The 10,538-nt window shown below is 62.9% G+C and carries 16 protein-coding genes and 1 other RNA gene; 9 read left to right on the top strand and 8 right to left on the bottom strand.

The genetic code is table 11. From position 1 onward, the window contains the following. Positions 1-72: 72 nt before the first annotated feature. Positions 73-513, top strand: a complete 441-nt coding sequence (locus EOA29_RS13260) for a DUF4268 domain-containing protein (RefSeq protein WP_126091407.1) — start codon at positions 73-75, stop codon at positions 511-513. Between the two features lie 7 nt (positions 514-520). Continuing rightward, positions 521-820, top strand: a complete 300-nt coding sequence (locus tag EOA29_RS13255; protein ID WP_126091408.1) for a hypothetical protein — start codon at positions 521-523, stop codon at positions 818-820. Between the two features lie 70 nt (positions 821-890). Here the strand turns inward: EOA29_RS13255 and msrB are convergent, their stop codons facing one another. The 4 genes from msrB to EOA29_RS13230 form a co-directional block, all read right to left on the bottom strand. Further along, complete coding sequence (msrB, locus tag EOA29_RS13250; protein WP_126091409.1) at positions 891-1,295, bottom strand: peptide-methionine (R)-S-oxide reductase MsrB; 405 nt, start codon at positions 1,293-1,295, stop codon at positions 891-893. Between the two features lie 354 nt (positions 1,296-1,649). Continuing rightward, positions 1,650-2,840: a VWA domain-containing protein gene (locus EOA29_RS13240; RefSeq protein ID WP_127220987.1), complete on the bottom strand. Its 1,191-nt coding sequence runs from the start codon at positions 2,838-2,840 to the stop codon at positions 1,650-1,652. Between the two features lie 7 nt (positions 2,841-2,847). Then, positions 2,848-3,294: a GNAT family N-acetyltransferase gene (locus EOA29_RS13235; protein WP_126091411.1), complete on the bottom strand. Its 447-nt coding sequence runs from the start codon at positions 3,292-3,294 to the stop codon at positions 2,848-2,850. 102 nt (positions 3,295-3,396) lie between these two features. Next, positions 3,397-4,236: a MoxR family ATPase gene (locus EOA29_RS13230; RefSeq protein ID WP_126091412.1), complete on the bottom strand. Its 840-nt coding sequence runs from the start codon at positions 4,234-4,236 to the stop codon at positions 3,397-3,399. Positions 4,237-4,386: 150 nt separating this feature from the next. Between EOA29_RS13230 and ssrS the strand changes: the two genes are divergently transcribed. The 4 genes from ssrS (at position 4,387) to EOA29_RS13210 (ending at position 7,023) form a co-directional block, all read left to right on the top strand. Beyond that, positions 4,387-4,542, top strand: a non-coding RNA gene (gene ssrS, locus EOA29_RS13225) — 6S RNA. Between the two features lie 81 nt (positions 4,543-4,623). Next, a complete protein-coding gene (locus EOA29_RS13220; RefSeq protein ID WP_126091413.1) occupies positions 4,624-5,211 on the top strand; it encodes a 5-formyltetrahydrofolate cyclo-ligase in 588 nt (195 codons plus the stop codon). A 78-nt stretch (positions 5,212-5,289) separates the two neighbouring features. After that, complete coding sequence (locus tag EOA29_RS13215) at positions 5,290-6,114, top strand: YmdB family metallophosphoesterase (protein WP_126091414.1); 825 nt, start codon at positions 5,290-5,292, stop codon at positions 6,112-6,114. A gap of 144 nt (positions 6,115-6,258) precedes the next feature. After that, positions 6,259-7,023, top strand: coding sequence for a TerC family protein (locus EOA29_RS13210; RefSeq protein WP_126091415.1), 765 nt, complete (start codon positions 6,259-6,261; stop codon positions 7,021-7,023). A gap of 24 nt (positions 7,024-7,047) precedes the next feature. Here EOA29_RS13210 and EOA29_RS13205 read toward each other — a convergent pair whose 3' ends face one another. From EOA29_RS13205 to EOA29_RS13195, 3 genes are read right to left on the bottom strand one after another with little or no spacing between them, the layout of a single operon-like run. After that, a complete protein-coding gene (locus EOA29_RS13205; RefSeq protein WP_126091416.1) occupies positions 7,048-7,515 on the bottom strand; it encodes an SRPBCC family protein in 468 nt (155 codons plus the stop codon). A gap of 19 nt (positions 7,516-7,534) precedes the next feature. Then, positions 7,535-7,930 (bottom strand): VOC family protein, encoded by a 396-nt coding sequence (locus EOA29_RS13200; protein WP_126095708.1) that lies wholly within the window; start codon positions 7,928-7,930, stop codon positions 7,535-7,537. Positions 7,931-7,953: 23 nt separating this feature from the next. Further along, positions 7,954-8,436 (bottom strand): SRPBCC domain-containing protein, encoded by a 483-nt coding sequence (locus EOA29_RS13195; RefSeq protein WP_126091417.1) that lies wholly within the window; start codon positions 8,434-8,436, stop codon positions 7,954-7,956. A gap of 51 nt (positions 8,437-8,487) precedes the next feature. Between EOA29_RS13195 and EOA29_RS13190 the strand changes: the two genes are divergently transcribed. The 3 genes from EOA29_RS13190 to EOA29_RS13180 all read left to right on the top strand — a co-directional run bounded on the left by EOA29_RS13190 (position 8,488) and on the right by EOA29_RS13180 (position 10,116). Continuing rightward, positions 8,488-8,811, top strand: coding sequence for a metalloregulator ArsR/SmtB family transcription factor (locus EOA29_RS13190; RefSeq protein ID WP_126091418.1), 324 nt, complete (start codon positions 8,488-8,490; stop codon positions 8,809-8,811). 225 nt (positions 8,812-9,036) lie between these two features. Then, positions 9,037-9,786 carry a YebC/PmpR family DNA-binding transcriptional regulator gene (locus EOA29_RS13185; RefSeq protein ID WP_126091419.1) on the top strand — a complete coding sequence of 250 codons (750 nt, stop codon included), beginning with the start codon at positions 9,037-9,039 and terminating at the stop codon, positions 9,784-9,786. A gap of 18 nt (positions 9,787-9,804) precedes the next feature. After that, positions 9,805-10,116 carry a SelT/SelW/SelH family protein gene (locus EOA29_RS13180; RefSeq protein WP_126091420.1) on the top strand — a complete coding sequence of 104 codons (312 nt, stop codon included), beginning with the start codon at positions 9,805-9,807 and terminating at the stop codon, positions 10,114-10,116. Between the two features lie 31 nt (positions 10,117-10,147). On the opposite strand, the gene EOA29_RS13175 is transcribed toward EOA29_RS13180, so the two are convergent. Then, positions 10,148-10,538, bottom strand: a 391-nt coding sequence (locus EOA29_RS13175) for an anthrone oxygenase family protein (protein WP_127220986.1), incomplete at its 5' end; no start/stop codon positions are given.

Genomic DNA, 10,538 nt, shown 5'->3' with positions numbered 1-10,538 from the left:
GAGGAGGAGTCCATCCTCGATCTGTACAAGGCCGCGCTCGGGATGGTCTAAGCCTCATGGCCGGGGCCGGCCATGAGTGAGTTCGACTTCGGCGGCCATCGCGCTTCGGAGTTCCGCCATCGCGGCTTCTGGACGCTGTTCGCCGAGCGGCATCCGGAAGAGAGAGCCCGCCTGGCGAGACGCGGGCCGTGGTTCTGGCAGCGCGGGCTGCCGGAGTTCGGCCTGGTTCTTTCCATGTATGTCGCGCCGAGCGAGAATGTGGTCGGCGTCTTCTTCGGCCGCAACGAAAAGCTCGGCGCAACGGAAGTCTGGACAAGGCTGAAGCCTTTCCAGCCGGCAATCGAGGCCCGACTGAAGCTCAGGCCGGAGCAGAGCGCGCAAAACCTTGGCATCAACTCGCAGTGGCGGGTCAACTGCTTCGCCGAGGACAACTGGCCGGCCATGGCCGACTGGCTGGCGACGGAATGCTCGCGTTTCGAGCGCGCCGTGACTGAAGTGCTGAGGCAGGACTAGCTGGCCTATGGCGGCGGACTTCTTCAAATCCCGCTGGCAAGGCAAAACGCCGCTCGACCGGTTGTTCTGGCGCGACATGCTGCTCATCGGCACGGCGATCAACATCGCCTCGTCGGCGGTGGCGCTCGTCCTGCTCGGGCTGAAGCTGCCGCTCTGGCTGGTTCTTACGGTGCATCTCCTGCCGGTGCCCTACAACATCTTTCTCGCCCTGGCAGTCTGGCGAACGGCGGAGAAGGCCGGCGGCACGAAGGCAACGCTGATGATGCTGGGCTCGGCGCTCTGGCTGATCGCGACAGTTATTGCCTGACGGGCGCCCGATGCCGCTCAGACAAAAAGGGCGGCCGAAGCCGCCCTTGGAAATGCTGGTCAGGCGCCGGTCAGGCCGCCGGCTCGAAGCGCAGCGCCACGCCGTTGATGCAGTAGCGCAGGCCGGTCGGCGGCGGGCCGTCCTCGAAGACATGGCCGAGATGGCTGCCGCAGCGCGAGCAGTGGCACTCGGTGCGGACCATGCCGTAGCTGCGGTCGACGGTGGTCTCGATCGAGCCCGGGACCGGATCGTTGAAGCTCGGCCAGCCGGTGCCGCTCTCGAATTTCAGCTTGGATTCGAACAGCGGCTGGTCGCAGCCGACGCAAAAGAACGTGCCGGCGCGCTTCTCATAAAGCAGGGCGCAGCTTCCGGGACGCTCGGTGCCGTGGTTGCGCATGACGGCATATTGCTCCGGCGTCAGCCGTGCGCGCCATTCGGCATCGCTGCGGGTGACGGGAAAGGCGTGGGTGTCCATGAAATCTCCTCGGCCTTGGCGGCTCGTTGTTGGTGCAACCGATATTCGCCCCAACATAGGCATTTGTTACAGGCCTGCCCAGTACCGGGACTGACCGGGCAATCGCCGCTGGTTTCGAATTAGCCCGTGCCTATTATCGTTGGCGCTGCCCCTCACCTGTCTGCCGGCATCCTCTCCCCGTATAGTGACGGGGAGAAGGGCGCTCTCATTGATGGTTTCGCTAATCGCCAGCATTGCAGGAAGGACGCCGAGGTTGCGGCCAGCCCCCTTCTCCCCGTCACTATACGGGGAGAAGGTCCCGGCAGGGGGATGAGGGGCGGCGCCGACTTTGGCGATTTGTAGTTGCCACCACGCTCAATGCTTCCTCGAGAGCTGTTTCGTAGCGGCCTCAAGCCCGGCGAGCGTCAGCGGGAACATGCGGCCGCCGAAGATGTCGCGGATCATGGCGATCGAGTGGGTGTAGCGCCAGTTCTTTTCAGCTTCCGGATTCAGCCACACCGCATTCGGCCATTGCTGCAGCAGCCGCCCGAGCCAGACACCGCCGGCCTCCGGGTTCCAGTGCTCGACCGAGCCGCCGGGATGCACGATCTCGTAAGGGCTCATCGAGGCATCGCCGACCACGATCACCTTGTAGTCAGGCCCGTATTTGTGGATGAGGTCGAAGGTCGGGATCGTCTCGGCAAGCCGCCGTCGATTGTCCTTCCAGACGCGCTCGTAAAGGCAGTTGTGGAAGTAGAAATATTCGAGCTGGCGGAACTCGGCGCGGGCGGCGGAGAACAGTTCCTCGACGCCCTTGATATGATCGTCCATCGAGCCGCCGACGTCGAAGAACATCAGAAGCTTCACCGCGTTGCGCCGCTCGGGCCGGGTTTTCACGTCGAGATAGCCATGTTCGGCGGTGGCATGGATGGTGCCGGGCAGGTCGAATTCTTCCTCGGCGCCCTCGCGCACCCAGCGGCGCAGCCGCTTCGGCGCCACCTTGATGTTGCGCTTGCCGAGCTCGACGGCGTCATCGAAATTCCTGAACTCGCGCTTGTCCCAGACCTTTACCGCGCGGCGATGCCGGCTCTCGTGCTGGCCGATGCGCACGCCTTCCGGATTGTAGCCATAGGCGCCGAAAGGCGAGGTGCCGCCGGTGCCGATCCATTTCGAGCCGCCCTGGTGCCGGCCCTTCTGCTCCTCCAGCCGCTGCTTCAGGGTTTCCATCAGCTTGTCGAAACCGCCCAGCGCCTCGACCAACTTCTTCTCCTCGTCGGTCAGGTGCTTTTCGGCGAGCCGGCGCAGCCATTCCTCGGGGATATTGGCGACATCGACGGCGTCGGGACCGGAAAGCGCCTCGACGCCCTTGAAGACATGCGTGAACACCTGGTCGAAACGGTCGATGTGGCGCTCGTCCTTCACCAGGGCCGAGCGCGCCAGGTAGTAAAAGCCCTCGACGTCGTAGTCGACCAGCCCGGCCTCCAAGCCTTCCAGCAGCGACAGATACTCCCGGAGCGAAACGGGAACCCGCGCGGCCTTCAGTTCGAGGAAAAAGGGGATGAACATCGGCCCCTTATAGCAGATCGTATTCGATGAAGCCGGTGCGCCGCGCCACATGGTCGTAGAGCCGGCGCGCGGTGGCGTTGGTCTCGTGCGTCATCCAGTAGACGTTCTTCACGCCGATCTTGCCGGCCTCGTCCTGCACGGCTTTGATCAGTGCCGCGCCGACGCCTTTGCCACGCACGTCCGGGTCGGCGAACAGGTCCTGCAGATAGCAGTTGTTTTTTTCCGACCAGCAGGAGCGGTGGTAGAGATAGTGGGTCAGGCCCACCGCCTTGCCATCGAGCGTGGCGATAAAACCCTTCGGCTCGAACTCGCCCGGCGTGAACAGCCGCTTCCAGGTGACGTCGTAGACCTCGTCCGGCAGCTTGGTCTCGTAGAAGGTGAGGTAGGCGGTCCACAGGCGCCGCCAGTCGGCGTGGTCGGTCTGCGCGAGCGGGCGGGTGGTGATCTCGGACATTTTTCTCCTCCAATGCCTGGTCCGAAGCTGCGGCAGCGGCCGAATGCCGGCAACGGTCCAGAGGCCAGGAAAGCGCTGTTGCTGCCTGCCTATTGCTGCCAGCTATTGTTGGCGCCTGGCCATGAAGGCAAGCCGCTCGAACAGATGCACGTCCTGCTCGTTCTTCAACAGCGCGCCATGCAGTTTCGGCAGCGCGTTCTTGGGGTCGGCGCGCAGGTCCTCCGGCGCGATGTCGTCGGCGACGAGCAGGCGGATCCAGTCGAGCGCTTCGGAGGTCGACGGCTTCTTCTTGAGCCCCGGTACCTCGCGGATCTCGTAGAACTGGGTGAGCGCGGCACGCACCAGGTTCTGCTTGATGCCCGGATAGTGCACGTCGACGATGCGATGCAGCGTCTCGATGTCGGGGAAGCGGATGTAGTGGAAGAAGCAGCGGCGCAGGAAAGCGTCCGGCAGTTCCTTCTCGTTGTTCGAGGTGATGATGACGATCGGCCTGAAATCGGCGCGGATGGTCTCGCCGGTCTCGTAGACGAAGAACTCCATCCGGTCGAGTTCCTGCAAGAGGTCGTTCGGGAACTCGATGTCGGCCTTGTCGATCTCGTCGATCAGCAGAACCACTTTCTTCCGGGCCGCGAAAGCGTCCCAAAGCTTGCCGCGCTTGATGTAGTTCCTGATGTCGCTGAAACGGTCGTCGCCGAGCTGGCTGTCGCGCAGCCGCGAGACGGCGTCGTATTCGTAGAGACCCTGCTGCGCCTTGGTGGTCGACTTGACGTTCCATTCGATGAAATCCAGCCCGAGCGCTGACGCCACCTGACGGGCGAGCTCCGTCTTGCCGGTGCCCGGCTCGCCCTTGACCAGCAAGGGCCGCTCAAGCGCGATCGCGGCGTTGACCGCAACCATCAGATCCTTGTCGGCGACGTAAGCCGCGGTGCCTTCGAAGCGCATTTTTTCTCCCGATCGTCTGGCCGCGACCGTAAGGACGCTGCCCCGGCTGTGCAAGGCGCAGCAGCGCCGCAAGGTGCACGGCACATTTTTGCCGGCCCTTGGACGGCCGTCCTTCTGGCGCTCGGCTAACCATCGGCCTATATTGGCGCTGGCGGTCTGCGCTTCCCGGCAGGAGAAACTTATCCCCGGGGCCTTATCGATCCTTAGGGAGCTGTCCCTGGGAAGACCCGTGGGTTTTCTCACACGGCGCCCACCTACTTTGTAGGCACCCGGGATCGACCTCTCCACCGGTTGTGTGGATCGTCACTTTCCCGATTTGGGATTGGCGCGGTAGAAAACGTCGCTCCTGAAACTCCATCCAGATCCGGCCTTTTCTAGCGTCTGCGCATGACACATTCCAAAGACCTGAAAAGACATCTCCGCAAGGAAGCGCTGGCGCGGCGCGATGCGCTCGACGAGTTCTGGCGGGTGGAAATCGCGCTCGAAATGGCCGAAACCGCGAAGGAGCAAATCGCGGTCGAACCGGGCCAGGTTGTTTCCGGCTTCTGGCCGATGCGCTCCGAGGTCGATGTGCGGCCGCTGATGTTCGCGCTACGCGAAAAGGGCGCCAGGCTCTGCCTGCCGGCGATCCTCGACAAGACCACGATCGTCTTCCGCGAATTGGTGCGTGGCGCGCCGATGGTCGAGATGGGCTTCGGCACGGTCGGGCCGCATGAGGAGGCTGAAGTGCTCGACCCCTCCCTCATGCTGGTGCCGCTTGCCGCCTTCGACGCGCGCGGCCACCGTATCGGCTACGGCGCCGGCTATTACGACCGGGCGATCGCCCGGCTGGCCGACAAGGGGTTGACACCCAGGATGATCGGTATCGCCTTCGACTGCCAGGAAGTTCCGATGGTGCCGGATGAGAACCACGACGTGATCATCCCGGAAATACTCACCGAGAGCGGGTTGCGCCGGTTCACGCCGCAATTGTAGAAATGCGTTTGAAAAACGCATGATCTTTTGCGGAAAGTCATGCAGCTTTTACTTGGCGGGCTTTCGGCGCAGGATCGTATGAGACTTCTCTTCCTCGGCGACATGGTCGGAAAAACTGGGCGCACGGCGGTGTGGGAACAACTGCCGGGGCTGATTTCCGACTTCAAGCTCGACTTCGTCATCGTCAATGGCGAAAATGCCGCCGGCGGCTTCGGCATCACCGAGGAGATTTTTCGCGAAACGCTCGCGGCCGGCGCGGATGTCGTCACCACCGGCAACCATGTCTGGGACCAGCGCGACGCGCTGATCTTCGCGCCGCGCGAGGAGCGGTTCCTGCGCCCGTCCAATTTCCCGAAGGGCACACCGGGGCGCGGCTCGGGTGTCTACATCGCCAGGAACGGCGCGCGGGTGCTGGTTGCCAACATCATGGGCCGCGTCTTCATGCATCCTGAGCTCGACGATCCGTTCCAGGCCGGCGAGCGCGAGCTTGCCGCCTGTCCGCTCGGCGAGCAGGCGGATGCGGCGGTGATCGATTTCCACGCCGAGGCGACGTCGGAAAAAATGTGCTTCGCGCATTTCGTCGACGGCCGCGCCAGCCTGGTGGTCGGCACCCACACGCACCAGCCGACCGCCGACCACCAGATCCTCAACGGCGGCACCGCCTATATCTCGGACGCCGGCATGTGCGGCGACTACGATTCCTCGCTCGGCATGGACAAGGAGGAGCCACTCAACCGCTTCCTGTCGAAAGTGCCAAAGGGCCGTTTCGAGGCAGCGAATGGACCCGCGACCTTGTGCGGCATCGGTGTCGATATTTCCGACCGCACGGGGCTTGCCGAGAAGATCGCGCCGTTTCGTCGCGGGCCGCGGCTGGAGGAAACGGCGCCATCCTTCTGGTCGTGACATTGATATGAGCGAGGCCAGTACCTAACTGGCGACGAAACCCGCGAAAAACTGCTCCAAACATTTGTTTCTACGCAATTCCAGACGGAAAGCCGCTACGCACTTTTCCTGGAATTGCTCCGGATCGTAGAGGGGACGACCTCCATGCAGCTTGTCGAATTCCTGGCGCCGCACTTCGCCTTCGTCTCCAATCCGACCGCGTGGATCGCGCTGCTGACGTTGGTGGTGCTGGAGATCGTGCTCGGCATCGACAATCTGATCTTCATCTCGATCCTGACCAACAAGCTGCCCGAAGCGCAGCGCGCCCGCGCCCGCAGGCTCGGCATCTCGGCGGCGCTGGTCATGCGCCTCATCCTGCTCGCCACCATCTCGATCATCGTGCAGTTGACGGCGCCGGTGTTCACGGCGCTCGGGCATGGCTTTTCCTGGCGCGACCTGATCCTGATCGCCGGCGGCCTGTTCCTGGTCTGGAAGGCGACCAAGGAAATACACCACACGGTCGACCCGCAGGACCATCAGGATACGATGGTGGGCACGCTGCAGTTGAGCCTTGCCGGCGCGATCTTCCAGATTCTCTTGCTCGACCTCGTCTTCTCGATCGATTCCATCATCACCGCCGTCGGTATGACCGACGAGATCGCCATCATGTATATCGCGGTGATCGTGGCGGTGAGCGTGATGATGCTGGCGGCGACGCCGCTCGCCAATTTCATCGCCAGGAATCCCACAATCGTCATGCTGGCGCTCGGCTTCCTGCTGATGATCGGCATGACGCTGATCGCCGACGGCATGGGCTACCATGTGCCCAAGGGCTACATCTATACGGCGATGGGATTTTCGGCGCTGGTCGAGGGGCTCAACATGCTGGCGCGGAACCGCAAGAAGCAGAGGTCCGGCGAAGGGCATTGAGGCCGCAGCCACAGCGGCCGGCCTCTACCCGGCCGAGAGGCCCTTGGGGTAACGGTCGCCGATCAGGCCGAGCGTCAGCCCCTGTTCCAGCCACGCCTTGGCTCCGGCCAGCACAAGCGTGAAGCCGCCGGTTGAATCGATCGCCTGGCTGACCTGCTCGTCGCCGGAGCCGGCGAAGCCGAAATTGCGGACTTCGAGGAAGGTCGCATCGCCAGGCATCTGGGTGAAGGTCCAGACCACCATGGTCGGCGGCTCGCTCCACTGCATGACGATCTTTTCGTTGGGAACGATCTCGCTGACCTCGACCCTGGTCGAGACGCCGTACATGCGCCATTCCCACTCGACCGGCTTGCCGCCATCCAGCCTTCCGCTTGAATGCGTGAACCAGAATTTCGTGGTGATCGCCGGGTCGACGATGGCCTCGAAGACCTCGGCAACCGGCCGGCGGATCAGCATTGCGGTTTCAGCGGTCGGGGCTTCTTTGAGTTCCACTGGATCCTCCTGAAATTGGTCAGGGCAGGTTGATCTGCCAGGAGACGCCGGACCGGTCGTTGAGCCAGGCGAAACGGCGGCTGAAGCCGTAATTGCCGGGCGGCATCAGGAACGAACCGTCCTTGGACAGAACGTCGATAATGCGCTCGTGTTCCTGGTCGGACGAACAGTCGACAAAGAACGAGAATGACGGCGTGAAGGCGAAAGCGTGATGCACCGGGCTGTTGAAGATCATCACCTCCGTGCCTCCTATCGAGGCGCGTGCCAGCTTGACGCTTCCCTCGGGTCCATCCTCGCCTGCACCGTAGCGCGTGACGTCGAGGATGCTGCTTTCCGGAATGGTCTCGCAATAGAGGGTCATGGCCTCCTCGGCCCGGCCTTCGAACATCAGGAACGGGGTTACTTTCACAGCAATCCTCCCTGGCTCCGAGATTGGGCTCAGATGTTGGTTTCGTTGGCGGGCTCGCCCTTCAACTCGGCGCGATAGTAGCCGTCGCGCAAATTGATGCCGTATTCGAGATAGGCCTTCATGCAGGCCAGCATCTGCGACCAGCCCTCGCAATTGAGGTAGGATTTCTTAAGGCCAACCTCGCCTTCGCGCCAGCCGCTCTCGGCGATGGTGACGAAGGTGCCGCCGTCATCCAGCCGTTCGAAATTCATCTCGATCCGGGTCTTGTAGGCTGGTTTGCCCTCGGCGTCGGTCGCGTCCCAGCGCAGCACGATGCGCTTGTCTTTCGTCACTTCGTCCACTTCGACAGGCACCGTCTTCCACCAGGTCACGGTGGTGCCGGCGACCAGTGGGGCGGAGGCGCCGCCGATGGTGGTGAAGTAGCCGCTGAGCTTCGTCGGATTGACCACCGCGTCGAAGACCTCGGCGACCGGTTTGCCGATGCGCCCGGAAATCCTGAATCCAAGGGACATATCCACAGCTCCTTCCTTGATCGTCCAAACGATATGTTATAGAAATATAACATGTCAAGTCAAACCGCGGACGACCATGTTTTCAAGGCTTTGGCGCATCCGCGCCGGCGCGAGCTGCTGGACCGCCTGAAGGATCAGCCGAGGACCACGGGCGCGCTCTGCGAGGCTTTTCCGGACATGGACCGCTGCACAGTGATGATGCATCTGAAGGTGCTCGAAGAGGCCGATCTGGTCGTGGCGCGGCGCGAGGGGCGCGAACGCTGGAACCATCTCAACGCTTTGCCGATCAAGCAGATCCACGACCGCTGGATCAGCCAGTATGCCGGCCACGCGATCACCATCCTCGACCGGCTCAAATCCGATCTGGAGGGTTGATCCGGTCCGCGCCAGACATATGCCAGGCTGCCTTGACACCGGGCCGACGGCGCGGCTGGACGAATTGAGCCGATTTATCTATAAGCCGGCCATTCCGACAGAGAGCGCCGCATGCCTTCGCAGGCATGGCCCAGACGTTCTGGAAATTTGAATTCGAGCATTTTGCCGATGCCGGGTCATCGCGCCCGGTCGAAAAATGCTCTAGCCGAACACGACAGGGGTGCCATGGCTGGCCATTCACAGTTCAAGAACATCATGCACCGCAAGGGCCGTCAGGACGCGGTGCGGTCGAAAATGTTTTCCAAGCTGGCGCGCGAAATCACCGTCGCCGCCAAGACCGGCACGCCGGACCCGGCGATGAACCCGCGGCTGCGTCTTGCCGTGCAGAACGCCAAGGCTGTCTCGATGCCGAAGGACAACATCCAGCGCGCCATCAACAAGGCTTCCGCCGGCGACGGCGAAAACTACGAAGCCGTGCGCTACGAGGGCTACGGCCCGGGCGGCGTGGCACTGATCGTCGAGGCGCTGACCGACAACCGCAACCGCTCGGCCTCGAACGTACGCGCCGCCTTCACCAAGGCCGGCGGGGCGCTCGGCGAAACCGGATCGGTGTCGTTCATGTGGAACCGGGTTGGCGAGATCTACTATCCGGCCTCGGCCGGTGACGCCGACAAGGTGATGGAAGCCGCGATCGAAGCCGGCGCGGACGACGTGGAGTCGGACGAGGAAGGCCACACCATCTACTGCAGCTTCGAGAATCTCGGCGACGTGTCGAAGTCGCTCGAAGCCGCGCTTGGCGAAGCGGAATCGGTGAAGCCGATCTGGCAGCCGCAGAACAATGTCCCGGTCGATGAAGAGCGGGCGCAGTCGCTGATGAAGCTCGTCGCCACCCTCGAGGACGACGACGACGTACAGAGCGTCTACGCCAATTTCGAGGTCGACGACGAGACGATGGCCAAGCTCAGCGCGGCCTGACCGGCTGCGCGATCCGATATGAACGAGAAGCCGCTTCCGACCATCCGCATCACCTACTGCACGCAATGCCTGTGGCTGTTGCGTGCAGGCTGGATGGCGCAGGAACTGCTGTCGACCTTCGGCACCGATCTCGGCGAGGTGACGCTGGTGCCGGGCACCGGCGGCATCTTCACCATTGCTTGCAACGATCAGCTTATATGGGAGCGCAAGCGCGACGGCGGCTTTCCGGACGCGGCGAAACTCAAGCAGCTGGTCCGCGACGTCATCGACCCGGATCGCGATCTCGGTCATGCCGACCGCAAAACGCACAAGAAGACAGACCCCGCCTGAGGCGGGGTTTTTGCATGGCGGAGTGCTGTCTTCAGATCAAAGCCATGATGAAGCATGCCATCGCCACGATCGCGGTGATGGTGCGGACATGGTTCCACATCACCCATTCGCTCAGATAGTTTGTCCATACCGTGGCGCCGTTCGCGCTCGCCGGATCGACGGCAGCGAGCGCGTCGTTGAGCGGCACGTTGAAGACCATGGTCACGATCGGGTTGCCGATCAGGTAGATCACAGCGCCGGCAAGCAGCCAGAACGAGCCCGGCTGGCTCCAGCCCATGATGGCGGCCGCGATCAGCGCCAGGCAGATCAGGCCGGTGCCGAAGAGCGCCGTCATGAAGGTCGGCGTGATCACGGTGACGTTGATCGAATTCATTGCGGCGATGCCGCCCGCCGCCGGCAGCCGGGCAAATGCCGGCATGACG

Origin of the sequence: Mesorhizobium sp. M1E.F.Ca.ET.063.01.1.1 (assembly GCF_003998155.1) — a bacterium.
GTDB lineage: Bacteria > Pseudomonadota > Alphaproteobacteria > Rhizobiales > Rhizobiaceae > Mesorhizobium.
This window is presented reverse-complemented; position numbering and strand designations above follow the sequence as displayed.